The organism is Nocardia sp. NPDC004573, from assembly GCF_053602135.1.
In genome coordinates, this window is record NZ_JBSGDA010000007.1 from 101,198 (window position 1) to 126,127 (window position 24,930).

27 protein-coding genes are annotated in these 24,930 nt (G+C 69.1%); 8 read left to right on the forward strand and 19 right to left on the reverse strand.

Going from position 1 to position 24,930, the window contains the following annotated elements; translation table 11 throughout:
• Positions 1 to 54 precede the first annotated feature (54 nt).
• From tatA to dop, 10 genes are all read right to left on the reverse strand, one after another.
• A complete protein-coding gene (gene tatA, locus ACWEKR_RS13825) occupies positions 55 to 318 on the reverse strand; it encodes a Sec-independent protein translocase subunit TatA (protein ID WP_195090409.1) in 264 nt (87 codons plus the stop codon).
• Positions 319 to 382: 64 nt separating this feature from the next.
• Positions 383 to 1,432 (reverse strand): 2-dehydropantoate 2-reductase, encoded by a 1,050-nt coding sequence (locus tag ACWEKR_RS13830; RefSeq protein WP_452354761.1) that lies wholly within the window; start codon positions 1,430 to 1,432, stop codon positions 383 to 385.
• Between the two features lie 22 nt (positions 1,433 to 1,454).
• A complete protein-coding gene (locus tag ACWEKR_RS13835) occupies positions 1,455 to 2,432 on the reverse strand; it encodes a helix-turn-helix transcriptional regulator (RefSeq protein ID WP_452354762.1) in 978 nt (325 codons plus the stop codon).
• Positions 2,429 to 3,424 (reverse strand): helix-turn-helix transcriptional regulator, encoded by a 996-nt coding sequence (locus tag ACWEKR_RS13840; protein WP_452354763.1) that lies wholly within the window; start codon positions 3,422 to 3,424, stop codon positions 2,429 to 2,431. The genes ACWEKR_RS13835 and ACWEKR_RS13840 overlap by 4 nt, the downstream gene beginning before the upstream one ends.
• A gap of 89 nt (positions 3,425 to 3,513) precedes the next feature.
• The gene (locus ACWEKR_RS13845; protein WP_195090402.1) at positions 3,514 to 3,810 is read right to left on the reverse strand and encodes an MTH1187 family thiamine-binding protein; all 297 of its coding nucleotides are present in this window, start codon (positions 3,808 to 3,810) and stop codon (positions 3,514 to 3,516) included.
• Positions 3,807 to 5,165 carry a Pup--protein ligase gene (pafA, locus tag ACWEKR_RS13850; protein ID WP_174186519.1) on the reverse strand — a complete coding sequence of 453 codons (1,359 nt, stop codon included), beginning with the start codon at positions 5,163 to 5,165 and terminating at the stop codon, positions 3,807 to 3,809. Before pafA ends, ACWEKR_RS13845 begins: the two co-directional genes overlap by 4 nt.
• A 219-nt stretch (positions 5,166 to 5,384) precedes the next feature.
• The gene (prcA, locus tag ACWEKR_RS13855; protein WP_452354764.1) at positions 5,385 to 6,185 is read right to left on the reverse strand and encodes a proteasome subunit alpha; all 801 of its coding nucleotides are present in this window, start codon (positions 6,183 to 6,185) and stop codon (positions 5,385 to 5,387) included.
• Between the two features lie 2 nt (positions 6,186 to 6,187).
• Positions 6,188 to 7,042, reverse strand: a complete 855-nt coding sequence (gene prcB / locus ACWEKR_RS13860; RefSeq protein WP_452354765.1) for a proteasome subunit beta — start codon at positions 7,040 to 7,042, stop codon at positions 6,188 to 6,190.
• On the reverse strand, positions 7,039 to 7,233 hold the full coding sequence (locus ACWEKR_RS13865) for a ubiquitin-like protein Pup (protein ID WP_014986166.1): 195 nt from the start codon (positions 7,231 to 7,233) through the stop codon (positions 7,039 to 7,041). Before ACWEKR_RS13865 ends, prcB begins: the two co-directional genes overlap by 4 nt.
• 328 nt (positions 7,234 to 7,561) lie before the next feature.
• Positions 7,562 to 9,061 carry a depupylase/deamidase Dop gene (gene dop / locus ACWEKR_RS13870; protein WP_452354766.1) on the reverse strand — a complete coding sequence of 500 codons (1,500 nt, stop codon included), beginning with the start codon at positions 9,059 to 9,061 and terminating at the stop codon, positions 7,562 to 7,564.
• Between the two features lie 121 nt (positions 9,062 to 9,182).
• Here dop and ACWEKR_RS13875 point away from each other — a divergent pair, with 121 nt between their 5' ends.
• The 4 genes from ACWEKR_RS13875 (at position 9,183) to ACWEKR_RS13890 (ending at position 12,424) form a co-directional block, all read left to right on the forward strand.
• Positions 9,183 to 10,397: a DUF418 domain-containing protein gene (locus ACWEKR_RS13875; protein WP_452354767.1), complete on the forward strand. Its 1,215-nt coding sequence runs from the start codon at positions 9,183 to 9,185 to the stop codon at positions 10,395 to 10,397.
• Between the two features lie 149 nt (positions 10,398 to 10,546).
• Positions 10,547 to 11,098, forward strand: a complete 552-nt coding sequence (locus ACWEKR_RS13880) for an NUDIX hydrolase (protein WP_452354768.1) — start codon at positions 10,547 to 10,549, stop codon at positions 11,096 to 11,098.
• A 65-nt stretch (positions 11,099 to 11,163) separates the two neighbouring features.
• On the forward strand, positions 11,164 to 11,451 hold the full coding sequence (locus tag ACWEKR_RS13885; RefSeq protein WP_452354769.1) for a DUF427 domain-containing protein: 288 nt from the start codon (positions 11,164 to 11,166) through the stop codon (positions 11,449 to 11,451).
• 175 nt (positions 11,452 to 11,626) lie between these two features.
• A complete protein-coding gene (locus tag ACWEKR_RS13890; protein WP_452354770.1) occupies positions 11,627 to 12,424 on the forward strand; it encodes a helix-turn-helix domain-containing protein in 798 nt (265 codons plus the stop codon).
• Between the two features lie 17 nt (positions 12,425 to 12,441).
• On the opposite strand, the gene ACWEKR_RS13895 is transcribed toward ACWEKR_RS13890, so the two are convergent.
• Positions 12,442 to 12,822 (reverse strand): nitroreductase family deazaflavin-dependent oxidoreductase, encoded by a 381-nt coding sequence (locus ACWEKR_RS13895; protein ID WP_452354771.1) that lies wholly within the window; start codon positions 12,820 to 12,822, stop codon positions 12,442 to 12,444.
• Positions 12,823 to 12,875: 53 nt separating this feature from the next.
• On the opposite strand from ACWEKR_RS13895, the gene ACWEKR_RS13900 reads away from it, so the two are divergent.
• Positions 12,876 to 13,463 (forward strand): NUDIX hydrolase, encoded by a 588-nt coding sequence (locus ACWEKR_RS13900; protein ID WP_452354772.1) that lies wholly within the window; start codon positions 12,876 to 12,878, stop codon positions 13,461 to 13,463.
• A gap of 6 nt (positions 13,464 to 13,469) precedes the next feature.
• Here the strand turns inward: ACWEKR_RS13900 and ACWEKR_RS13905 are convergent, their stop codons facing one another.
• Complete coding sequence (locus ACWEKR_RS13905) at positions 13,470 to 14,150, reverse strand: TIGR00266 family protein (RefSeq protein ID WP_195090379.1); 681 nt, start codon at positions 14,148 to 14,150, stop codon at positions 13,470 to 13,472.
• A gap of 55 nt (positions 14,151 to 14,205) precedes the next feature.
• Complete coding sequence (locus ACWEKR_RS13910; protein WP_452354773.1) at positions 14,206 to 14,574, reverse strand: arsenate reductase family protein; 369 nt, start codon at positions 14,572 to 14,574, stop codon at positions 14,206 to 14,208.
• 102 nt (positions 14,575 to 14,676) lie between these two features.
• Here ACWEKR_RS13910 and ACWEKR_RS13915 point away from each other — a divergent pair, with 102 nt between their 5' ends.
• Complete coding sequence (locus ACWEKR_RS13915; RefSeq protein ID WP_452354774.1) at positions 14,677 to 15,180, forward strand: nitroreductase/quinone reductase family protein; 504 nt, start codon at positions 14,677 to 14,679, stop codon at positions 15,178 to 15,180.
• 7 nt (positions 15,181 to 15,187) lie between these two features.
• Here the strand turns inward: ACWEKR_RS13915 and ACWEKR_RS13920 are convergent, their stop codons facing one another.
• From ACWEKR_RS13920 to ACWEKR_RS13935, 4 genes are read right to left on the reverse strand one after another with little or no spacing between them, the layout of a single operon-like run.
• Positions 15,188 to 16,501, reverse strand: a complete 1,314-nt coding sequence (locus tag ACWEKR_RS13920) for an aminotransferase class III-fold pyridoxal phosphate-dependent enzyme (RefSeq protein ID WP_452354775.1) — start codon at positions 16,499 to 16,501, stop codon at positions 15,188 to 15,190.
• 1 nt (position 16,502) lies between these two features.
• Positions 16,503 to 17,549, reverse strand: a complete 1,047-nt coding sequence (locus ACWEKR_RS13925; RefSeq protein ID WP_452354776.1) for a TIGR03842 family LLM class F420-dependent oxidoreductase — start codon at positions 17,547 to 17,549, stop codon at positions 16,503 to 16,505.
• Between the two features lie 34 nt (positions 17,550 to 17,583).
• Entirely contained in the window at positions 17,584 to 19,005 is a 1,422-nt protein-coding gene (gene hydA / locus ACWEKR_RS13930) for a dihydropyrimidinase (protein ID WP_452354777.1), read from the reverse strand.
• 17 nt (positions 19,006 to 19,022) lie between these two features.
• Positions 19,023 to 19,859, reverse strand: coding sequence for a nitrilase-related carbon-nitrogen hydrolase (locus tag ACWEKR_RS13935; protein WP_452354778.1), 837 nt, complete (start codon positions 19,857 to 19,859; stop codon positions 19,023 to 19,025).
• 311 nt (positions 19,860 to 20,170) lie between these two features.
• On the opposite strand from ACWEKR_RS13935, the gene ACWEKR_RS13940 reads away from it, so the two are divergent.
• Positions 20,171 to 20,884, forward strand: a complete 714-nt coding sequence (locus ACWEKR_RS13940) for a peptidylprolyl isomerase (RefSeq protein WP_324198368.1) — start codon at positions 20,171 to 20,173, stop codon at positions 20,882 to 20,884.
• A 55-nt stretch (positions 20,885 to 20,939) separates the two neighbouring features.
• Here ACWEKR_RS13940 and ACWEKR_RS13945 read toward each other — a convergent pair whose 3' ends face one another.
• Together ACWEKR_RS13945 and ACWEKR_RS13950 are read right to left on the reverse strand one after the other, a co-directional pair.
• Positions 20,940 to 22,121: a cation:proton antiporter gene (locus ACWEKR_RS13945; RefSeq protein ID WP_195083352.1), complete on the reverse strand. Its 1,182-nt coding sequence runs from the start codon at positions 22,119 to 22,121 to the stop codon at positions 20,940 to 20,942.
• 5 nt (positions 22,122 to 22,126) lie between these two features.
• Positions 22,127 to 22,609, reverse strand: coding sequence for a cation:proton antiporter regulatory subunit (locus ACWEKR_RS13950; protein ID WP_452354779.1), 483 nt, complete (start codon positions 22,607 to 22,609; stop codon positions 22,127 to 22,129).
• Positions 22,610 to 22,816: 207 nt separating this feature from the next.
• On the opposite strand from ACWEKR_RS13950, the gene ACWEKR_RS13955 reads away from it, so the two are divergent.
• A complete protein-coding gene (locus ACWEKR_RS13955) occupies positions 22,817 to 24,922 on the forward strand; it encodes an acyltransferase family protein (RefSeq protein WP_452354780.1) in 2,106 nt (701 codons plus the stop codon).
• Positions 24,923 to 24,930: the final 8 nt, after the last annotated feature.

A 24,930-nucleotide genomic window follows, 5' to 3' on the forward strand; every position in this document is an offset into this window, starting at 1 on the left:
AACAGCACTGAGTCCGGAGTGAGCTCTTGCTCACTCCGGCGCGAGCGGATCCGCTCAGACCGGCTTCTGCTCGGTACGGGACTCCGTGGCCTGCGACGGCGTCGACTGCTGCGCGGCGGGCAACTGCGGTGCGGGCTGCTGAGCCGACGCGCCGTTGCCGGGCGCGTTGCTCTCGTTCTGCATCTGACTGACCTCGCTCTTGAAGATGCGCAACGACCGGCCCAAGCTGCGGGCCGCGTCGGGCATCCGCTTCGCGCCGAAGAACATCACGAAGACCACCGCAATGATCAGCCAGTGCCAGATGCTCAGACTGCCCATGATCTACCTCCCAAGACTGTGATGTCTCGATGCTACCGGACCGTGACGTGCGCGAACGCCGCCGTCACTGCTCGTTCGCCCCGCGTTGGGGCGCGGCGCCCGCCGCGGCGTCCTGCAACTGGCCGAGCAGTTCCCGGCCGGTCCACACGCGGCGACCGCCCTGCTCGGCGGCGACGACCAGCTCGATCAGCCGCTGATTCACCGGCGTCGGCGCACCGACCATCGCGCCAAGCCCCACGATTTCCCCGCACAACCAGGGGATCTCGGTGGTGCGGCCGAGCTCGAGGTCGTCCGCCATGGACGAGCGCGCCACCGGATCGATGGCCAGCACCTGGCCGGCCACCCGCCGGAACAGGGCGTCGGGGACGGTCAGCAGCGTGGCCATCACCCGGGGCGGCAGCGGGGTCAGCCGGGCCGGGCGAATTCGCGCCTTGTTCATCACCGCGAGCGCCTCGCGCTGGGTCAGCGCGAGACAGCGGCGATAGTCCCGGTCGGCGAGCTCCTCGCGCAGCGGGCGGCCCGACAGCGCGTTGATCGGGTTGTTGAGGTTGAGCAGCAGCTTGGCCCACTGCACCGGACGCAGGTCGGGATAGCGGCGCAGGCCGAGGCCCGCCCGCTCGAACAGGTCGAGGAACGGCGCCAGCGCCGGATCGTCCTGCACCGCGAGACCGCCCTCGGTGCCGCGGTGGAACCGGCCGCCCGGATGGTGCACGACATTGAACATCACCATGCCGGCCAACACCACGCAGTGCGGCAAGATCTCCCGGATCACCGAATCGTTGCCGATGCCGTTCTGCAGGCTGAGCACCACGGTGCCCGGCCTGATCTTGCCCGCGAGTTCGCGCACCGCCGCCGCGGTCGCCGCCGATTTCACCGTGACCAGCACCAGGTCCGCCGAGCCGACGTCATCCGGTTCGGTGGCGCGGTGGAATCGGTCCGGCGCCAGCGCCTCGTCACCGCCGTCGAGGTCGGTGAGCCGGAGTCCGGAAGTGCCGAGCTCGTCGAGCACTCGCCTGCGGCCGACCAGGGTGACCTCCGCGCCCGCCGCGCCGAGCTTGCCGCCGACGAAGTTGCCGATGCTGCCCGCGCCGACCACGAGCACACGAACGTTCATGCCGGTTGGGCCTCTTCGTCCCTCATCTGGCCTCCAGATATCCGGCTTCCTCATAGGCGGCCAGCGCGGCGTTCGACCGCTCGCGCACTGCCGCCACCAGTTCCGGCGGACCGAGGACGGTGACGCCCGCCCCGAAACCGAGCAGCAGCCGGGCCATCCAGTCCAGCGTGGCGAACCGCATGGTCGCCTCCAAGCTGCCGTCGGGGTGCACCGCCAGCCGGTGCATGGGGTACTGATCGAGGACCCACGCGTAGTCGGCGTGAATCCGCAGGCGTGCCAACGGGACCGCCGGGTCGTCCTGGAACAGGTCCAGGCCCGCCGTCGCCTCGGTGGCGTGCTTGGGCGGTCGAGCGGCCTCGTCCAGTTCGGTCGCGGCCTCGATCCGGTCGAAGCGGAACAACCGCACGCCCTCGGCCTGCCTGCACCAGGCTTGCAGATAACTGTTGTCGTCCACCAGGACGATGCGGATCGGATCCACGATGCGTTCGGACACCACGTCCCGGCTGGCGGAGTAGTACACCAGCCGCAGCACCCGGCCCAGCGCCAGCGCCGAGCGCACCGCGGCCACCGCGGGCGCCTCCGGCGGCGGTGTGCGGAATCGTCCGTCCGCGGCCGGTTCCACGCCGCCCGCGATGGCCGATTCGATCTTCGCGATGGCCGCGTGGGCCGCGGTCGGGTCCACCATGCCGGGCATGTCGACGATCGAGCGCAGCGCGACCAGCAGCGCGGTCGCCTCGGTGGAGGTCAGCCGCAGCGGCCGATCGATGCCCGCGGAGAAGGTGACCTCGATGCTTTCCTCGGAGAACGACAGGTCGATCAGGTCACCCGGGCCGTACCCGGGCAACCCGCACATCCACAGCTGATTGAGGTCGCTCATCAGCTGCTTGGTGGTCACGCCGAGGTCGGCGGCGGCCTCCGCGGCGCTGATCCCGGGGTGGGCGATGAAGTACGGGATCATGTTCAACAGCCGGGAGAGCCGGACCGACAGCCGCGAACTCATGCCCGCACCTCCGTGCGGTCGAACACCGAACGCAGCCGCGCGATGACATCGGCACGCAGGGACTCGGGGGCGAGCACCACGGCGTCGGGCCCCAAACCGGTGATCAGCCGGGCCAGCCAATCGCGCGAGCGCACCGGAAGCTCGACCACGGCGCCCGCCCGGCCGCCCACGACGCGCTCGCCGGTCACCTGGCCGAGCCTGCGGATCTCCCGGCCCCGCCCCTCGGCCACCCACACCGTCGCCGCGCCGCTGACCGGCCCGCTGCTGGTGACCTGGTCGACGATGGCGCGCAGATCGACGCCCCGCGGCTTGCGCACGGCGTTGCGCGGGCCGTACGCGGTGACATCGTCGCCGATGCGGGAGAGCCGGAAACTGCGCACGGCGTCCCGGTCCCGGTCGTGCCCGACCAGGTACCAGCGGCCGTGGTGGGTGACGACGCCCCACGGCTCGACGTCGCGCATCAGATAGGGCGCGTTGATCGCGCCGCGGTGTTCGAACCGCACCGCCTGACCGGCATCGATCGCGGCGAGAAGTTTGCCGAGCACCGGTTCCGAGCCGCGAGCGCGGGCCGGAACGGCGGGCACCGACGCCACCGCGGCGTCGGTCTCCACGTGGATACCCGCCGCACGCAGTTTGAGCAGCGCGCCCTCCGCGGCGGCGGCCAACTCGGGCGATTCCCACATCTGCACGGCGACCGCGACGGCGGCGGCCTCCTCATCGGTCAGGTCGATCTCGGGTAGCTCGTAGGCGTCGCGGTTGATCCGGTAACCCTCGAGCGTCGAGTACCGGCTCACCGGACCCACTTCCAGCGGAATGCCCAGATCGCGCAGTTCGTTCTTGTCCCGCTCGAACATCCGGCTGAACGCTTCGTCGCTGGCGGAGTCCTCGTATCCGGCCACACTCTCCCGGATCCGCTCCGCGGTCAGGAACTGCCGGGTCGACAGCAGCGCGATGACCAGATTCATCAGCCGCTCGACCTTGGATATCGCCACCCGATAGAGGGTAATCTGCGCGGCCGGGCTGTGTTGTCCCGGCCGCGACTTCGTCGCGGCGTGTTCGGCTGCGCGGGCCGCTTCGCCGATCAGCCTTCGGCCAGGTAGCGCTCGACCTTCTCCACCTTGGTGGTCATCGCATCCGTCACCCCGGGGCGGATGTCGGCCTTCAGCACCAGGCTGCACCGCGGCGCTACGGCGAGGATGGCGTCGGTCGCCTGTTTCACCACGGCCATCACCTCGTCCCATTCGCCCTCGAGAGTGGTGAACATGGCGTCGGTGCGGTTGGGCAATCCGCTGGCACGCACCACGCGGACCGCTTCGGCGACCGCGCGCCCGACATCGGCGCCGGTCCCGAGCGGTGTGACGGAGAACGCGACGATCACATCGACGCGATCAGGCGATCGACGCGCTCGTCGACCGAGCGGAACGGGTCCTTGCACAGCACGGTGCGCTGCGCCTGGTCGTTCAGCTTCAGGTGCACCCAGTCGACGGTGAAGTCGCGGCCCGCCTCCTGCGCGGCGGTGATGAAGTCACCGCGCAACTTGGCCCTGGTGGTCTGCGGTGGGGTGTCGACCGCGGCGTCCACGGCCTCGTCCTCGGTGACGCGCTTGGCCAGGCCCTTGCGCTGCAGCAAGTCGAAGACGCCGCGTCCGCGCTTGATGTCGTGGTAGGCCAGATCCAGCTGGGCGATCTTGGGATCGGACAGCTCCATGCCGTACCGGTCCTGGTAGCGCTGGAACAGCTTGCGCTTGATCACCCAGTCGATCTCGGTGTCGACCTTCGCGAAGTCCTGTGCCTCGACCGCGTCCAGAGTCCGGCCCCACAGGTCGACCACCTGGTCGATCTGGGGATCCCGGTCCCGGTTGCGCAGATGCTCCACGGCGCGGGCGTAGTACTCGCGCTGGATGTCCAGGGCACTGGCCTGCCGTCCGCCGGCCAGGCGCACCGGACGGCGCCCGGTCAGGTCGTGGCTCACCTCGCGGATCGCACGGATCGGGTTGTCCAGCGCGAAGTCGCGGAACGAGACGCCCGCCTCGATCATCTCCAGCACCAAGGCGGCCGTGCCGACCTTCAGCATGGTGGTGGTCTCGGACATGTTGGAGTCGCCGACGATCACGTGCAGGCGACGGTACTTCTCCGCATCGGCATGCGGCTCGTCGCGGGTGTTGATGATCGGCCGTGAACGGGTGGTCGCCGAGGAGACGCCCTCCCAGATGTGCTCGGCACGCTGCGACAGGCAGAACGTGGCGGCCTTCGGTGTCTGCAGCACCTTGCCCGCGCCGCAGATCAGCTGGCGGGTGACCAGGAACGGCAGCAGCACGTCCGAGATCCGGGAGAACTCGCCTGCCCGAACGACCAGGAAGTTCTCGTGGCAACCGTAGGAGTTGCCCGCGGAGTCGGTGTTGTTCTTGAACAGATAGATGTCGCCGCCGATGCCTTCTTCGGCCAGACGCTGCTCGGCGTCGATCAGCAACTCTTCGAGGACCCGCTCGCCCGCACGGTCGTGGGTCACCAATTGCGCCAGGTTGTCGCACTCCGCGGTCGCGTACTCCGGATGGGACCCGACATCGAGGTAGAGCCGAGCACCGTTGCGGAGGAACACGTTCGAGCTACGGCCCCAGGACACCACCCGGCGGAACAGATACCGGGCCACCTCGTCGGGGGACAGTCGACGGTGACCGTGGAAGGTGCATGTCACACCGAACTCGGTCTCGATCCCCATAATTCGTCGCTGCACACCATCGACATTACAGCCATGTCAGGGAGTTGCGTGGTGCACCGAACAACCCGTATGCATACGTCTTCACAACAATTTGGCCCGCTTTGTCGGAATTTACCCGACCGATACCCCGCTTCCGCCGAAGGAAGCACACGGCGGGACCGGCCGCGGGCATGCCGACGCGGCCCGCGAACGAGACGTCGTTCGCGGGCCGCCGAGCTCGTCGGCCCCGGCGGATCACTCCGCCGTCGGGGCGTCCTTCGCCGAGGGCTCCGCACCCTCGGCCTCGGCGCCGCCGTCCTGCGCAGCGGACCCGCCGTCCGGCTGCGCCGGGCTGAGCAAGCGCTCCAGCGCGGCATCGGTCACCCGCCGGAACGCCCGGCGCGGACGCGCCTGCTCCAAGGTCGCGACCTCGAGCGAGCTCACGCCCAGCACCCGTTTCTCTTTCTCCGTCCCTTCCGGCACGCCCGCCTGCAGCGCCCGCACCGCCACACCCACCGCCGAGGCCAGATCCAGACCCGGCTGGTAGGACGACTTCAGCGCGGTGACGATCGGCTCGGTCGTGCCGCCCATCACCACGAACTCCCGCTCGTCCACGATCGACCCGTCGAACGTGATCCGGTACAGCACCGATTGCGGGGCCTGTTCCGGATAGCCCACCTCCGCCACACAGATCTCCACCTCGTACGGCTTCAGCTGATCGGTGAAGATCGTGCCGAGGGCCTGCGCGTAGGCATTGGCCAGGGCACGACCGGTGACGTCGCGGCGGTCGTACTGATACCCGCGAATATCGGCCTGCAGGATGCCGCCCCTGCGCAGATTCTCGAACTCGTTGTACTTGCCGACCGCGGCGAACCCGATCCGGTCGTACAGCTCACTCACCTTGTGCAGCGTCGTGGACGGGTTTTCCGCGACGAACAGCACACCCTTCTCGTACGTCAGCACCACGACGCTGCGCCCCCGACCGATGCCCTTGCGCGCGAGCTCGGTCTTGTCGCGCATGATCTGCTCGGCCGACGCGTAGTACGGCAACGTCATGATCAGGCGCTCCCTTCTTCGGCGGCCGCGCGGTCGGCGACGATGCCGCGCGCGATCTCCTCGAGCCGCGACTCGGTCACCTCGACCGCACCCTCCTCATCGATCACGATCGCTGTCGGGAAGATGCCGCGCACCAGATCCGGGCCGCCCGTCGCGGTGTCGTCATCGGCCGCGTCGAACAGCGACTCGACGGCGATGCGCAGCGCACGCGCCTGATCGATTCCCTTGGCGTACAACTTCTTCAGCGCGGACTTCGCGAACACCGAGCCGGAACCGACCGCGGCGTACCCGAATCGCTCCTCGCTGCGTCCACCCACCACATCGAACGACACGATGCGGCCCGCCTTGTCCGGATCGGTGGCGTTCAGGTCGTAACCGACCAGCATCGGCACCACCGCCAGACCCTGCAAGGCCGCGGGCAAATTCTCACGCACCATCTTCGACAGCTTGTTGGCCTTGCCGTCGAAGGTCAGCGGCACGCCCTCGAGCTTCTCGTAGTGCTCCAGCTCCACTGCGAAGATGCGCACCATCTCCACCGCCATGCCCGCGGTGCCCGCGATGCCGGCCGCGGAATAGCTGTCCGTGATGTAGACCTTCTCGATATCCCGGCTGGCCAACAGGTTCCCCTGCGTGGCACGCCGGTCGCCCGCGATCAGCACACCACCGCGGTAACTCACCGCGACGATGGTGGTGCCGTGCGGAGCGATCTCCTTCGCGGAAGTGCCGCCGGAGATTCCGGCGGCACCCTGTCCGAACCTATTTGCGGGCAACAAGTCCGGAGCATGCATACGGAGATAGTCGGAGAAGGACGAGAGGGCGTACCCCAGGTGGAGACGCGAGGGGTCACCGACTGTCACTGGCCACCTTTCTGCACGTACGCGCGGACGAAGTCCTCGGCGTTCTCCTCGAGCACGTCATCGATCTCGTCGAGCAGGTCGTCGGTTTCCTCCGCCAGCTTCTCGCGGCGCTCCTGACCGGCGGCATCCACACCGTCCGGGCCCTCGTCCTCGTCGCCACCCCCGGCGCGCTTGGTCTGCTCTTGTGCCATGGCAGCCGACCTCCTCTGTCCTCACCATGACCGGGACCCATCGTGAGCACGATCCCGATCATGAGCATTGTCCGTGCTCGTCCCTCAACACTACCTACCAGCGCCGACAGTGTGCTTATTTTGTGTCGCGGTGTTTGCCTTGCAGCGCCTGCGGCGCTGCGTGTTCGCGGCCCCGAATGGCTCGCGTCCGAGCGGGGCCGCGAACGGACGATGCCCGGTCTCGCTTCGCTCGAAACCCGTAGCTGAGCTGGTGCGGCGGCGTAGGGCGATCGAGGCAAGGCCCTGCCGGGCCGTGCCGTCAGCCGACCGGGACCCGCGCTGCCGGAGGCTACGTCGTCAGCTGCTCCACCAGGTCAGCGGCGGTGGTCACGCCGTCGAGGAGTTTGCCGACGTGGGCTTTGGTGCCGCGGCGGGGTTCCAGGGTGGGGATGCGCACGAGGGAGTCGCCGCCCAGGTCGAAGATCACCGAGTCCCAGCTGGCCGCCGCGATGTCGGCGCCGAAGCGGCGCAGGCATTCGCCGCGGAAGTAGGCGCGGGTGTCGGTGGGCGGGTTGGTCATGGCGTCGACGACCTGCTGCTCGCTGATCAGGCGCTTCATCGAGCCCCGGGCGACCAGGCGGTTGTACAGCCCCTTGTCCAGCCGCACGTCGGAGTACTGCAAGTCCATCAGGTGCAGCTTGGGGGCCGCCCAGCCGAGTCCCTCGCGGCTGCGCATGCCCTCGAGCAGACGCAGCTTGGCCGGCCAGTCGAGCAGGTTCGCGCATTCCATCGGATCGCGTTCGAGCAGGTCCAGCACCATGGCCCAGTTCTCGATGATGTCCTGCACGCGTTTGTCGTCATTTCCGGTGCGGTCGACGAATTTGATCACCCGATCCAGATAGACCCGCTGCAAGGCGAGGCCGGTCAGCTCGCGGCCGTCGGCGAGCGCGACGGTCGCCCGCAGCGTGGGGTCGTGGCTGATCGTGTGCACCGCGGTGACCGGGCGCGCCAGTTGCAGGTCCGACAGGTCCTCGCCCGCCTCGATCAGATCGAGGACCAGCGCGGTGGTGCCGACCTTGAGGTAGGTCGACATCTCGGCCAGATTGGCGTCACCGATGATGACGTGCAGCCTGCGGTACTTGTCGGCGTCGGCGTGCGGTTCGTCGCGGGTGTTGATGATGCCCCGCTTGAGTGTGGTCTCCAGGCCGACCTCGACTTCGATGTAGTCCGAGCGCTGGGACAGCTGGAAGCCCGCGTGGTCGCCGGACTGGCCGATGCCGACCCGGCCGGAGCCGCAGACCACCTGCCGGGACACGAAGAACGGCGTGAGCCCGACGATGATCTGGTTGAACGGGGTGTCCCGGCTCATCAGGTAGTTCTCGTGGGTGCCGTACGAGGCGCCCTTGCCGTCGACGTTGTTCTTGTACAGCTGCAGCCGCGGGGCCCCCGGCACGCTGGAGGCGTGCCGCGCGGCGGCCTCCATCACCCGCTCGCCCGCCTTGTCCCAGATCACCGCGTCCAGCGGGTCGGTGACCTCGGGCGCGGAGTATTCCGGGTGCGCGTGGTCGACGTAGAGCCGGGCGCCGTTGGTGAGGATCATGTTGGCCGCCCCGACCTCGTCGGCGTCGATCACCGGCGCGGGCCCGTTCATCCGGCTCAGGTCGAATCCGCGCGCGTCGCGCAGCGGCGACTCCACCTCGTAGTCCCAGCGGGTGCGCTTCGCGCGCGGCACGCCTTCGGCCGCGGCGTAGGCCAGGACCGCCTGGGTCGAGGTGAGGATCGGGTTGGCCGACGGCTCGGTCGGGGTCGAGATGCCGTATTCGACCTCTATTCCGATGATGCGCTGCATGGCATCGAGCCTAGGTCACGCACCCGGCCGAACCGGTCGCGACCGGCGGAGTCCAATGTCATACCGCAGGTGGTACTTCCGGAGGACTCCTCGCGGCGCAGGTCGGCGTGATAGTCGGGACATGCCCGAATCGCCCGCGGCCCGCCGCACGCAGACCACCGAACAGCACCCCGCGGCCGCTCCCCCGGCGCTGCCCGCACCCGCCCGGCTCGTCGCGTTGGACGTGCTGCGCGGGATCGCGATCCTGGGCACCCTCGCCACCAACGTCTGGATAATGACCGATCCGGAGGGGCTGATCGGCTATCTCCACGGCTTGGGCGGGCAGGCCGACGGTTGGTTGTGGACCGAGCGCGTGCTCCAGCAGCTCGCCCAAGGCAAGTTCCTGGGCCTGCTGACCATCATGTTCGGCATCGGCCTCGCCATCCAGCGGGGCTCCGCGGCCAGGGCCGGGCGGCGCTGGCCGGGCGACTACCCCTGGCGCGCGGGTCTGCTGTTCGTGGACGGTCTGCTGAATTTCGTGTTCGTCGCCGAGTTCGACGTGCTGACGGGCTACGCGGTGACCGGACTGGTCGTCGCGTTCGTGCTGGCCACCGGCGAGCGGGCGCAGCGGCGCTGGCTGATCGGAGCCGCCGCCGTGCACGTGACGCTGCTGACCCTGATCGCGCTCGTCCTGGCCTTCGCGCCGCGGCAAGACGCGGCGGCACGCGGCGGGCTCGACCCGAATCCGTACGCCGACGGCTCCTTCTGGGATCTCGCGATGTTCCGGATCGGTAACGCCGGGGTGTTCCGGATGGAGGCGATCTTCGTGTTCGCGATGTCGGTCGCGCTGTTCCTGACCGGCGCGCGGCTGTTCCGCGCCGGCGTGTTCGGTCCGGAAGGCGCGCGAATCCGTCAGCGGCTCATGATCGTGGGCTTCGGCATCGCCGCACCGATCGACCTGGCCGTCGGCATCGCAGGCGGCGGCGACCTCATCCTGTTCACTCGCTACGGCAGCGCACCGTTCGTCGCCCTCGGCATCCTGGCGGCGGTCGCCGAGTGGTACCTGCGGCGGCCCGCGGCCGGGTTCGCCGGGCGCCGCCTCACCGAGATCGGCCGCACCGCGCTCAGTTGCTACATCCTGCAGAATCTGGTGGCTTCGATGCTGTGCTACGGCTGGGGATTCGGACTCGCCGCCCGCGTGGCATCCGACGACCGCGTCCCCTTCACCATCGGCGTCTACGTGCTGGTCGCGCTGGTCATCGCGAGCGGAGCACACCTGTGGTTGCGTCGCTTCGAGCGGGGGCCGGTGGAGTGGTTCTGGAACGTGAGTTACCGGACACTGGCCCGGGAACGCTGATCCGTACGTCCGCATCCGCCGCGCCGGAGGACACGGACGTGACCACCCGGACCGGAGCAGCGCCGAACCCGGCCGCACCCTGTGCATGTCGCCGCACACCCGCAGAAATCCGGCGGACACGATCCCTCCTCGACCGCTACCGTCGTCCTGTGACGCTCGCCGACCGCTATCCCGTGCTGCACACACCGGCCCACTGGGCGTGGGGGGATCTGGATGTGCGGTTCTCCACCACGCTGCCGTCGGACGAATTGGTCACGAATATCCACGTCGTCTGTTTCGTCGGCGAGGAGATCGTGCTGTGCCGCGACGATCGCGGCATCTGGCTGATCCCCGGCGGCACCAGGGAACGCGGCGAGTCGATCGATGAATGCGTGCGCCGGGAACTGCGCGAGGAGGCGGGAGCACGCCCGATCGGGCCGATCAGCTGGTTCGGCGCCCACCACGCGACGAGCAATCGCCCCGCGCCGTATCGGGAATGGCAGCCGCACCCGCACAAGGCGTGGCTCTGGTGCACCGCAGACGTGGTGCTCGACTCCGCGCCCACCAATCCCGGCGACGCCGAGCAGATTCTCGAGGTCGGCACCTTCCCCGTCGCCGAGGCGATGCGGCGGGCCGAATCCGACGGCGAGCACCTGGGCGAACTCGTGGCGTTGGCCGTCGAACTCCATCGGCGCGCGGCGCGGCCGGACCGCCCCGTGTGACCGCGCGGTCGCGCGCGACAGGTTCGGCCCGCCGCCACCGGGTGAGATCGGGGCAGAATCGAAGTATGGCAACGGCAACCTGGCACGGCCGCGTCCTCGCGACCAGCAACGACACCATCATCGTCGAGGGCAACCACTACTTCCCGCCGGATTCGATCAGCCCGGAGTACTTCCAGCCCTCCGACACGCACACCTACTGCCCATGGAAAGGCACCGCCAGCTACTACACCGTGGTGGTCGACGGAGAATCCAACACCGACGCCGCCTGGTACTACCCGCAGCCGAAGACCAAGGCGGCGCAGATCAAGGACTACGTCGCGTTCTGGCGCGGCGTCGAGGTCTCGGAGAGCTGACCGGCCATTCTTCCGCTGCCAGCAATCGATCGGCGAACTCATGATCGATGCCGGAATCCGGCCGTGGGGTGATCGGCGGGGTCGGCGGTAATCGGAGGAATCGGGAATACCGCCCGCGCGAAACCGATACGCTCATCCCAGGATTCAGCGTGCGTGTCTCAGCCGGGAGCATCCCATGATGAAGGCTCTGGTCACCGACGGCTTCTCGATGTCGCCTGTGGGCGCAGCGGACGAACCACCGCAGGCGGGTGCCGCACTGCTCCGGCCGGGCGTCCTGGCCTTCGCCGGATCGATCGGCCCGACGGAGTTGCACGCACACCACGCGGTGCAGATCGTGGCCGCGAGCACGCCGATCGTGGTGGTGGACGGCAGCGGCGTGCGCAAGCAGGGCACGCACGTCATCGTGCCGACCGACGCGCCGCACCGGATCGACGTGGGGTCCGCGCACGGCATGGCCGTCTATCTCGACCCCGAGACCGCCGCGGGCGCGGCGGCCGACCGGAGGGCGCATCTCAACGGCTGGGCCGACAGTGCCGACACGCTCGGCATCGTCGCCGCGGGCGGTGATCTGACCGCACAGGTCACCGCCGTCGTCGAGGACCTGCTGCCGCAGGACGAATCGTCGGGTGGGAGCGAGCGGCACGCGGTGATCACCGCGGCGCTGCAACTGCTGCCCGCCCTGGTGCGCGCGGGCTCGGTGCGCGGCTCGGATGTCGCCCGGCAACTCGGGATCCCGGCGCCGCGGCTGTCGCATCTGTTCACCGAGCAGATGGGAATCCCGTTGCGCCGCTACATCCTCTGGCTGCGATTGCACATCGCACGCACCCGCGCGCTGGCCGGTGACGATCTCACGGCAGCCGCACATGCGGCAGGTTTCTCCGACGGGGCCGACCTGACCCGCACCTGCCGCCGGACCTTCGGGTTACCGCCCTCGGTACTGAGCCGCACGGTCCAGTCGGTGCAAGGCGCGTAGTCCGTCCGACGCGCGGTTCACCCCGCCGGATGGGACTCCACGTAGTACTCCGCCGAGATCGTCTTCAGTACCTGCCGCACCCCCACCGGCGCCCACGCCGCGGTCGGATCGTGCCGCACGACCGGGTCGGTCAGCTCGACGACGCGACCGTGGGTCTCCAGCGCGAAGCCGTCCGCCGCGCGAATGTTCTTGACCCAGTCGACATCACGGCCGTACGTCAGCGCGATCCGGTAGGCGCCGTCCTGTTCGAAGACCATCACCGGTGTGCGGTAGGACCGTCCCGACTTCCTGCCCTTGTGCAGCACGATGCCGAAGCCGGGCGCGCGCCCCGCGACCAGGCCCGCGGTCGGATTGGTGACATGCCGGTTGAACTTCGCCAGTGCGTGCGGAAGCACCATGGGCGGCGATCCTCTCTCCCTGTGGCGTGCGGTGTTCACGTTACTCTCGATCCATGTCCGCTCCCCCGCAGCACGGGTCGCCCCACGCCGGAGATCCGGGGGCGGAACTGATCGCGGTCTACGATCCGGCGGGCAACCCGGTGGGCGCGGCCGAGCGGGCCACGGTCTATCGCGACGGATTGTGGCACGCCAGTGCCGGTGTTCTCCTGCGGTCCGGGGACGGCCTGCGCGTTTACGTGCACCGCCGCACCGATACCAAACTCGTTTTCGCGAGGATGCACGACTGTCTGGCCGGTGGTGTGGTCGCGCCCGGCGAAGCGCCGCGCGAGACAGCGCTGCGGGAGGTCGCCGAAGAACTGGGCGTCATTCCGGACCCTGCCGATCTCCCACCGCAACCACGGGCGAGGGTCTCTTGGGACGGCGAATGGAACGGCCTGCCGATGCGCTGCCACCTGTTCGCGTACGAATTGCGCTACGACGGGCCGGTGCGCCACCAACCCGACGAGATCGCCGAGGGCTGGTGGTGGACCGATGCCGAGTTGCTTGCGCACCTGGCCGACCCGGACTGGCCATTCGTCCCGGATACCCGCCTGCTAGTCACCGACCTGCTGGCCGGTGCCGGTTACCCGGGGGACGGATGACCACGATCAACTGGACGACGCGGACGATCCGGCCCAAGCGGCGAACGCGCCGGGATTGCGCGTCTGCAACAGCACCCGGCCGGGGCCGGTGAAGTCGAAGACGAAGCCCTCACCGGACTTCAAGGACTGGATCGACCGGCCCGAGACTGCCCGCCGGATGCCGAAATTCATCGTCAGGTCATAGGCGACGACGTGCCCGGTGTCGATCGTGATCGGCTCTCCCGGCTGCAGGTCGATCACATCGATCGCACCGAATACGCCCACCACGATCTCGCCCTCGCCGTGCGCGCGCAGACCGAACCCGCCCTCGCCGCCGAACAGATTGGCGAAGCCGCCCCATTTGCTCTCCACCTGCACGCCGTGCGAATTGGCGATCCAGCCCCCGCGGCTGATGAAGAACGGCCGATCCGGGGTGATCTGCAGGTTGAGCACATCGCCGGGAAGCGCGGGCGCCACATCGACCCACCCGCCCTGCGGCGGCGCGGTGAAGGTCGAGACGAAGAACGATTCCCCCGCCAGCACCGACCGCTTCAACCCGGCCAGGATGCCGCCTTCGGCCTTGGCCTGCAACATGACTCCCGCCGAGTGCGCCACCATGGCGCCGCTCTCGACCCGCATCGGCTCGCCGCCGGCGAGAAAACACCGCGCGATGGCGGCGGCCGGGCTGTGGCGCAGTTGTACCTTCATGCCCGCCGACCCTACCGCCGAGTCCGGCTCGGTGGGATCGGCCGTTGGGCGGCGGTCAGAGCAGATCGCGCAGAGCGGCCTCGTCGCGGGCCACCACTGCTCCGCCGTCGGCGGTGAGCACGATCGGCCGCTGGATCAGTGCCGGATGTTCGACCAGCGCGTCGATCCAGCGGTCCCGGTCCGTGTCGGTCCGCGGCCAGTTCGCCATCCCGAGGTCCTTGGCGACCTGCTCACCGGTGCGGGTGATGTCCCACGGTTCGGCCTCCAGCCGCCGCAACACCTCCCGCAACTCGTCGGCCGTCGGCGGTTGGTCCAGATACTTCCGCACGGTGTAGCCGACACCGGCCTCGTTCAGGAAAGCCGTGGCGTTGCGGCTCTTGCTGCACCGCGGGTTGTGCCAGATCTCTGTCTGTCCGGAAGTCATGCACGCAGGGTACCGAGGCCGCGCGCCGCGCCCGTCCGGTGCCCGTTGGCGGATCTCGGACGTCGTACCGCACGGCGCGACGCGAACTCCGATACTGGGAGCATGAGTGAGCACGCGTCGTCCGAAAACCCTTACGGCACACCGACCACGTCCGGCCCCGAACCCATCCCGTCGTATCAGGCCGTGATGAACGGAGTCGTGCGCACCCTGCTGCGGGTGCCCGGCCTGTCCGGCGTCGTCGGCAAGCGGCTGATGATCCTGCACGTCGTCGGGCGCAAGTCGGGGAAGATCTACGACGTACCGCTGGCCTACACCAGGCACGGCGACAATCTGCTGATCGGCACCGCCCTGCGGCCGTGGGTGAAGAACCTGCGGGCGGGCGCTCCTGTGCAGGCGTCCTTCGGCGGCAAGCCGCGCACCTTCGACCCGGTCGTACACACCACCGAGGCCGATGTGCTGCGGCTCTACGAGATCGTCGCGCGGGACAACAAGCAGAACGCGAAGTACAACGGCATCGGCTTCACCGCCGACGGCGCACCCTCGAAGGCCGACATCTACCAGACCTGGCAGCAGGGCGGCGTCGTGGTGGAGCTGACGCCGCACTGAGCGGGTGTCAGCTCGTCCGGACGTAGCCGTCGGCGACGTCGAGCACTTCGTCGACGATTTCCAGACCGGTCCGCAGTTCGTCGGCGGTCGTGGTCAGCGGCGGTGCGATCTGGAAGCGGTTGCCCGCGTTGAACGGCCACAGCCCGCGCGCCTTGGCGGCCGCGGTGACCGCGAGCATCGGTTCGGCGTCCGTGCCTGTCGCCGCGAACGGGATCAGCGGTTCTCTGCTGCGCTGATCCCGGACCAGTTCCAGCGCCCAGAAGAAGCCCCTGCCCCGCACCTCACCGACGCTCGGATGCCGGCCAGCCAGCTCCCGCAACCCTTTTCCGAGCACATCGGCGCCCACCGACCGCACGTGATCGAGGATGCCCTCCCGCTCGAACACCGCGATCGACGCGACGCCCGCGGCGCAGGCCAGGGGGTGCCCCGCGTAGGTGAGACCGCCCGGATACGCCACGTGGTCATAGCGCTGGGCGATGCGTTCGGCCATCAGCACGCCGCCGAGCGGGACATAGCCGGAGTTCACCCCTTTGGCGAAGGTGATGATGTCCGGCTCGACGCCGTAGGCCTGCACCGCGAACCATTCGCCCACCCGGCCGAACCCGACCATCACCTCGTCGGCGATGTAGACGATGCCGAACTCGTCGCACAGCGCTCGCACGCCCGCGAGGTAGCCGGGCGGCGGGACCAGCACACCATTGGTGCCGACCACGGTCTCGAGGATCAGCCCCGCGATGTGCTGCGGCCCCTCCAGCTCGATCACCTGCCGCAGGTGCGCCAGCGCGGCGGCTGTCTCTTCCTCCGGACCGGCCGTGCCCCACGGCGACCGATACGGGTAGGGCCCGAAGAACCGGACCACGTCGACGTTGGTGGGTTCCGCGCCCCACCGCCGCGGTTCCCCGGTCAGGCCGATCGCGACACCGGTGCCGCCGTGGTAGGAGCGGTAGGCCGCCAGCATTTTCGTGCGCCCGGTGTAGCTGCGCGCCAACCGCACCGCGTGCTCCACGGCCTCCGCGCCACCCGTGGTGAACAGGATGCGATTCAGCTCGCCGGGAGCCCGCTCGACGATCAGCCGCGCCAGTTCGCTGCGCACGTCGTTGCCGACCGTCGGCGAGATGGTCGCCAACCGCTGCGCCTGCGCGACGATCGCGGCGACGATGTCCGGGTGCTGATGGCCGATGTTGACGTTGACCAGCTGGGAGGAGAAGTCGAGGTAGCGCTTGCCCGCGTCGTCCCAGAAGTAGGAGCCGAACGCGCCGGTGATCGGAGCCGGGTGCAACTCGGCCTGCGCGCTCCAGGGGTAGAAGACGTGGTCGACCACGCTAGACACCCCCTTCGGTCGGCTGGGTCGCGGTCAGGAGGGGATCGAGACGAGGCAGCACCGATTCACCGTACGCCTCCAGCGTCGCGATTTTCGCGTCGTGCTGGAGGTAGAGGGCGAATTGGTCGACGCCGAGCCCCGCCAGCTCGCGTAAGCGGATCAATTGATCGTCGGGCGTGCCCAGCAGACAGAAGCGGTCCACGATCGCATCGGGCACGAATTCGGCGTGCACATTGCCCGCGCGTCCGTGCTGGCTGTAGTCGTAGCCGCGCCTGCCTGCGATGTAGTCGGTGAGAGCCGCCGGAATCTCGCTGTGCGTGCCGTATTTCGCGACGATCTCCGCCACGTGATTGCCGACCATCCCACCGAACCATCGGCACTGCTGCCGTGCGTGCACCAGCGCCGCGTCCGTTCCGTCGGTGACATAGGCGGGTGCGGCGACGCAGATCCGCACCGCTGCCGGGTCCCGGCCCGCGCGCTCGGCGGCCGTGCGCACCCGCGCGATGGTCCAGGCGGTGATGTCCGGGTCGGCCAGTTGGAGGATGAATCCGTCCGCAACCGCACCGGTCAGGTCGAGAGCACGCGGCCCGTAGCCCGCTACCCATACCTCCAGCCGCGAGTCGGCCGCCCACGGCAGCCGGACCACGGTGTCGTCTATCCGCGCGCCGCGCCCGTTGCCCAGTTCCCGGATCACCTCCACCGCTTGCCGCAGCGTAGCCAGAGTGGCGGGCTTGCCGCCCTGCGTGCGGACAGCCGAGTCGCCGCGGCCGATCCCGCACACCGTGCGGTTGCCGAACATCTCGTTGAGCGTGGCGAAAGCCGAGGCGGTCACCGTCCAGTCCCGGGTGGCCGGGTTGGTCACCATCGGACCGACCATCACCTTGCGGGTAGCGGCCAGGATCTGGCTGTAGATGACGTAGGGCTCCTGCCAGAGCAGATGCGAGTCGAAGGTCCAGACGTGAGAGAACCCGTAGGTCTCCGCGAGCCTGGCCAGTTCGATCACCCGCGCGGCCGGGGGCGTGCATTGCAGCACCAGACCGATGTCCATGCGCCACTCTCCGTTCGAGGATGCGGATGCGTCGTCAGATCAGGTTCTGTGAGAGTTCACGCTTGACGAACCGGCCGTGCCCGGCATGCCCCAGATAGACGCCGTCGTCGACGACCACCCGGCCCCGGGACAGCACCGTGTCGACATGCCCGTCTATCTCGAATCCTTCGTAGGCCGAGTAGTCCATATTCATGTGATGGGTCTTGCCGACACCGATGCTGGTGTGGCCGTCCGGGTCGTAGACAACGATGTCGGCGTCCGCCCCCGGGCTGATCACCCCTTTGCGGGGATACATGCCGAACATCCGGGCTGGGGTGGTGCAGCACGCGTCGACCCAGCGTTCCAGCGGGATCCGGCCGGATCGGACGCCCTGAAAGATCAGGTCCATCCGATGCTCGACGCCGCCGATACCGTTGGGAATCTTGCTGAAATCCCCGAGACCCAATGCTTTCTGGTCCTTCATGCAGAACGGGCAGTGGTCGGTGCCGACCGTCGTGACATCGCCGGTGCGCAGGTAGCGCCACAGCTCCTCCTGATGTCCCTCGGCCTTCGCCCGCAGCGGCGTCGAGCACACCCATTTCGCGCCCTCGAAACCCGGTGCGCCCAACTGGTCTTCGAGCGAGAGGTACAGGTATTGGGGACACGTCTCGCCGAATACGTTGCGTCCCGCGTCGCGGGCGGCGGCGATCCGGGCCAGCGCCTGCTTGGCCGACACGTGCACGATGTACAGCGGCACACCGGTCAGCTCGGCCAGCATGATCGCGCGGTGGGTGGCCTCCTCCTCCAGCTGCCACGGTCTGGTCGTGCCGTGGAAATACGGCGCGGTCTCCCCACGCGCGAGCGCCTGCTCGACCAGCACGTCGATGGCGATCCCGTTCTCGGCGTGCATCATCAGCAGCGCGCCCAGATCCGCCGCGGACTGCATGGCGCGCAGGATCTGCCCGTCGGTGGAGTAGAAGACACCGGGGTAGGCCATGAAGAGTTTGAAGCTGGTGACGCCCTCGGCCACCAATTCGCTCATGCCTTTCAGGGATTCGTCGTCGACCGCCCCGATGATCTGATGGAAGCCGTAGTCGATCGCGCACTGTCCGGCGGCCTTCGCATGCCAGGCGGCCAGGGTGTCCTGGACCCGCTCCCCGGGCCGCTGGACGACGAAGTCGACGATGGTGGTGGTGCCGCCCCACGCGGCCGCGCGGGTGCCGGTCTCGAAAGTGTCGGAGGCTTCGGTCCCGCCGAAGGGCATCTGCATGTGGGTGTGGCCGTCCACGCCGCCGGGGATCACGTATCTGCCGGTCGCGTCGAGCACCCGATCTGCGGAGGCGGCGAGGTCCGCACCCAGCGCGGCGGAGCCCGGCTGGAGGACGGCGACAATGGTCTCGCCGTCGATGAGCACATCGAGCAGCTGCGATCCGGTGGCGGAGACGACCGTGCCGCCGTGGATGAATGTGCGCGCCATCGTCGTTCTCCCCGGTCTCAGGGGGCCACCAGTGGCCCGTAGGCGTCCGGCCTGCGATCGCGGTAGAAGGCCCAGCGGTCGCGCACCACCTTGATCAAATCCATGTCCAGGTCGCGGACGACCAGTTCCGGGTCGGTGTCGGAGGCGACCTCCCCGACGAACTGTCCTTCGGGGTCGACGAAATAGCTCGTGCCGTAGAAGTCGTCGTCGCCGTACTCTTCGGCGCCGACCCGGTTGATGGCGCCGATGAAATACTCGTTGGCCACCGCGGCTGCCGGTTGCTCCAGTCTCCAGAGATAACCGGACAGGCCTCGCGACGTGGCCGACGGGTTGAACACGATCTCCGCCCCGGCGAGCGCCAGCGCCCGCCAGCCCTCCGGAAAGTGCCGGTCGTAGCAGATGTACACGCCGACCTTGCCGACCGCCGTATCGAACACCGGCCAGCCGAGGTTGCCCGGCCGGAAGTAGAACTTCTCCCAGAATCCGTGCACGTGCGGCAGATGATGTTTACGGTATTTGCCGAGATAACTGCCGTCGGCGTCGATCACCGCGGCCGTGTTGTACAGCAGGCCCGGCTGTTCCTGCTCGTACACCGGCAGGACCATCACCAGGCGCAATTCCTTCGCCAGTGCGGCGAACCGCTCTGTCGTCGGGCCCGGGACCGACTCGGCGTAGCCGTAGAACTCCGCATCCTGCCGCTGACAGAAATAGGGCGCATAGAACAGCTCTTGGAAACAGATCACCGCGGCCCCCTCCGCCGCGGCCCGGCGCGCGTAGGCCTCGTGCACCTTCAGCATCGACTCTTTTTCGCCGGTCCAGTTCGTTTGGACCAGCGCCGCTCGAACGATTCCCATGCTTTGTTATACGTCACCGGGGACAGTTCTGTCGTGCGACGGGATTTCGGAAACGTTTTCGTAGCCGCTCGGCACATCGGACGCACTCGACCCGACGGCGACAGCGGCGATCAGGTCGCGTCACCGCTGCCCGTTTGGCGGGCCTCGATCGCGGCGCACCGCATCAAGTCGCTCAAACCATCCCGGCGAAGCACTACGCATCGCGACGGGCATGGGCAATCGGGCCGTACTCCCCCGCCGGATCGGACGAGATGGAATGATTCGCGCTGCATCGTCCGGTGCGCAACCCCGAGTGAAGGAGATTTTCAGCGGTGAGCAGCGAAGTGCAAGCGCGAGAACTCGTCAACGGCCGGCGCGCGGGGCGCCGGGGCGTACCGTGGCGATCGCTGCGGATCCTCGGGGTCCTCGCCGTCGGTGTGACGTTGGTGGCGTCTGCGGCGGGTGTCGTCTCGGCGGCCCCGGCGGCGGCCGGCTGCGGCGCACCGGCCGCTGGTCAGCCGAACGGCAAACAATGGCCCGCCGAACCAGGCATGAGCATCGACACCAACGCCGGATACACGGCGACGCTGGCCACCAATTGCGGCGCCGTCACCATCGCCTTGGACGCGGCCCGGGCGCCGCGCACGGTCAACTCCTTCGTGTTCTTGGCCGGGGAACAGTACTTCGACCACACCAAGTGCCACCGGATCACCACCGAAGGCATCTACGTGCTGCAGTGCGGCGACCCGACCGCGACCGGCATGGGCGGCCCCGGCTACCAGTTCCCCGACGAGAACCTGGCGGGCGCGACCTATCCGGCCGGCACGATCGCGATGGCGAACGCCGGTCCCGGCACCAACGGCAGTCAGTTCTTCGTCGTCTACCGCGACGCGCCGCTGCCGCCGAGCTACACCCCGTTCGGGCGGGTCACCGCGGGCATGGACGTGCTGACGTCCATCGCCGCCGCGGGCGTCAAGGACGGCTCGTCCGATGGCGAGCCGACCGCGGGCGTGGTACTCGATTCCGTCTCCACCGGGCGCAACTGAATCCGTCGCGGTGGCGGTGCCGCTGCGGCCCCGCCACCGCCGACTCGGCGCGCCGTCAGGACACCCCGGCGCGCCGCCGCAGCACCAGCGCCAAGACCGGTTCGACGAACCGGCTGGCGATCGGGCCGAGCACCGCCATCAGCAGCACATACGTGGTGGCCAGCGCGGCGAATTCCGCGGGAACCGCGCCCGCCGCGACGGCGAGTCCCGCGATGACGATCGAGAACTCGCCGTGGGCGACCAAGGCGGTGCCCGCGCGTGCCCGGCCCAAGCGGCCTGCACCGGCCCGCTTGGCCGCCCACCATCCGGTGGCGATCTTGCTGGCGGTGGTGACCAGCGCCAGCAGGCACGCCCAGCCCAGCACCGGCGGGATGCTCGCCGGATCGGTGCTCAAGCCGAACAGCACGAAGAACAGCGCGGCGAACAGATCCCGCAGCGGCTCCAGGAGCTTGGTCGCGTTGTGCGCGGTCGAGTCGGAGATGGCGATGCCCAGCAGGAACGCGCCGACCGCGGCGGACACCTGAACCGCCGAGGCCGCGCCCGCCACCAGCAAGGCGGAACCGAGCAGCTTCAACAGGAAGATCTCGCGGTCGGAACTGTCGACGATCGCCGAGACGTAGCGGCCGTAGCGCAGTGCGACGATCAGCACGACGGTGACCGCCACCAAGGCGATGGCCAGCGTCTTCAGCCCGGCCAGGAAGCCGACACCGGCCAGCACCGCGGTCAGGACCGGCAGGTATCCGGCCATCACCAGGTCCTCGAACACCAGGATGGACAGGATCACCGGCGTTTCGCGGTTGCCGAGCCTGCCCAGATCATTGAGCACCTTCGCGACGATGCCCGAGGACGAGATATAGGTGACCCCGGCCATGGCGATGGCGCCGGTGAACCCCCAGCCGAGCCCCAGCGCGACGAGCACGCCCGGCGTCGCGTTGAGCACGATGTCCACGACACCCGCGGCCCACGACCGGCGCATGCCCGTGACCAATTCCGGCGCGCTGTATTCCAGGCCGAGCAGCAACAGCAGCAGCACGACGCCGATTTCGCTGGCGAGGTGGATGAAGTCGTCCACTTGCCGCAGCTCGACCAGGCCGCCGGTGCCGAAGACCAGTCCGCCGATCAGGTACAGCGGAATGGGCGACATGCCGATGCGCGCGGCGATCCGCCCGAGCAGGCCGAGGCCGAAAAATACCGCGCCCAGCTGGATCAGCGCGAGCGCGGTCTCATGTGCCACCATGCCGCTCAGCCGTCTAACAGGATCTTGGCGGCGGCCTCGAGGCCCTCCGCGGTGCCGACGACGACGAGGACGTCTCCGGCGGTGAAGGTGAAGTCCGGCCCCGGCGAGGGAATCGGCTGCCCGCTGCGCACCACGGCGACGATGGAGGCCTTCGTCCGGGTACGCATCTGGGTCTCCCCCAGCCTGCGCCCGTCGAACCGAGACCGGTCCGGGATGGACAATTGACGGGTGGTCAAACCGGTGAACGCCCGGTGCTCCTCACGGAGTTGTTCGACCAGTTGCGGCGCACCTAGCAGACTGGCCAGCACGGCCGCCTCCTTGCCCGTCAGCGGTACCTGTTCGGTCTCGTCGGGGTCGTCGGATTTGCTCACGATGAGGTCCATCGTGCCGTCGCGGTGGTCGATCACGCCGATCCGGCGTCGGCCAGTGGTCAGCGGGAAGTCCTTACGCACACCGATACCGGGCAGGGGTGTCACCTCAACGTTCACGCCTCCACCCTAACGACCGGCGGCAGCAGCCCGGTCGACAGGCGACCGATTTGCCCGAATTCCCGGGTCGTTTCCGCACCCCATCGCCGCCGTGCGAGTTGGACCGGCGTTCCCCGTGCGTGATAAGAGAGATGACGTGTCCCGTACATCGCCCCGTCGCCCAGCCGTTGCCTTCCGTTCCCGCAGCGACCGCGCCATGCGGGTCCGGTGACAGTCGCCCGAGCGGTGCATCGATTCCTCGCACCGGGTGCGATCGCCCCCGCGGCAGCGCCGCCGCGGCCGGCCGGAGCGTACCGGCGCGACCTGGACGGCCTGCGTGGCGTGGCGATCGCGCTGGTCGTGGCGTTCCATATCTGGTTCGGCCGGGTGTCGGGCGGCGTGGACGTGTTCCTGGTGCTGTCCGGCTTCTTCTTCACCGGCTCACTGCTGCGCGGCGCGGAGTCCGCGGGCACGGTCCGCATCGCGCACACCGCGCGCAGGCTCGCCCGCAGACTGCTCCCCGCACTGGTGACGCTCCTCTCCGCCGTTGTCGCGGCGACCGTGCTGCTGCGCCCGTTCACCCAATGGGACGAGATGGCCGCGCAGACCCTGGCATCGCTGCTGTACTACCAGAACTGGTACCTGGCGCTGTCCTGGTCGGACTACCTGGCCGCCGATCCGTCGGTGAGCCCGCTCCAGCATCTGTGGTCGATGGCGGTGCAGTCGCAGTTCTACCTCCTGGCGCTGCTCGGCGTGGCGTCGGCAGCGGGCCTGTGCCGGCGTTTCGCGCGCCCCGGGGCGCTGCGTCCCGTGTCGGCCGTCGCGCTGGCCGCGGGCGCCGCGGCCTCCTTCTGCTACGCCGCGCACGGCGCCGCGGTCCATCAGGGCTGGAATTACTACGACAGTTTCGCCCGTGCCTGGGAACTGCTGGCCGGAGCGCTGCTTGCGGTCGTGGCGCCCTGGCTGTCCCCGCCGCGCGCCGTCCGGGTCGCGGCGGCCGTGCTCGGCGCCGTCGCGGTCCTCACCTGCGGGTGGTGGATCGACGGCGCCGACCGATTTCCCGGTCCGGCGGCTCTGGTGCCGGTCGGCGCGGCGCTGGCGTTGATCGTCTCGGGCGCCGGCCTGCCCGCCGACCGGCAACCGCTGCCCAATCGGCTGCTCGGCGCGCCGGCCGCGGTGCGGCTCGGCGAACTGTCCTACGCGCTGTACCTGTGGCATTGGCCGATCCTGATCTTCGTGCTGGCGCGGACCGGAGCCGCGACCGCAGGACTGGGGGTCGGCCTGGGCGTCATCGCGGCGTCGCTGGCGCTCGCCCACCTGACGAACCGTTTCATCGAGGAGCCGCTGCGGATGCGGTCCGGCCGTCCGACCCCGCGGACGCCTGCCCGCGCCGCGCGCACCGGCCGGGTGGTCGCGGCGCTCGGCATCGCGGTGCTCGCGGCGTCGGTGGGCGAGCGGGTGGTCACCGGAGCGAATCCGCCTCGGGCGGTGGCGTCGCTGGACTCGATGCGTTATCCCGGTGCGGAGGCGCTGGTCGGCGGCGCGAGCACGCCCGAGGCCGCGATGCGTCCGTCCGTGTACGAAGCGCCCGCGGATGCCGCCTACCCGTCGCGCGACGGTTGCATCGCGGACTGGGACACCCGCGACGTCGTCACCTGCACCTACGGGGACGCGGGGGCGCAGCGCACCGTCGCGGTGGTGGGCAGTTCGCATGCCGAGCACTGGGTGCCCGCCCTCGATCTGCTCGCCCGTGAGCACGCGTTCCGGGTCGAGGTCTATCTGAAGATGGGCTGCCCGCTGACCGTGGCGGCGGAACCGATGTACAAGGGCGAGGCCAACCCGGATTGCCGTGACTGGTCCGTGGAGGTGATCGACCGCTTGGGCGTCGAACGCCCGGAGTGGGTCTTCACCACGGCGACCCGTCCGCGCGACGGCGCGGGCGACGAGACACCGGCCGACTATCTGGACGTCTGGACCCGGCTGTCCGACCGCGGCCTCAACGTGCTCGCCATCCGCGACACGCCATGGCTGCGCCGCGACGGCGTGCGGTACCGGGCCATCGATTGCCTCGCCCAACAGGGCGATCGGATCAGTTGCGGAATGCCGCGCGCGGAGGCGCTGGACGTGGTCAACCCGGCACTGGAGTTCGCCGCCGCGTTCCCCAACGTATTCCCGTTGGATCTATCCGACGCGCTGTGCGAACGCGACGTATGCGCGGTCGCGGAGGGCAACGTCCTGATCTATCACGACGAGCACCACCTCACCGCCAGCTATTCACGCTCGCTCGCGCCGGAGCTCGGCAGGCACTTGTCGCCGATCCTGGGCTGGTGGTGAACCGCGGC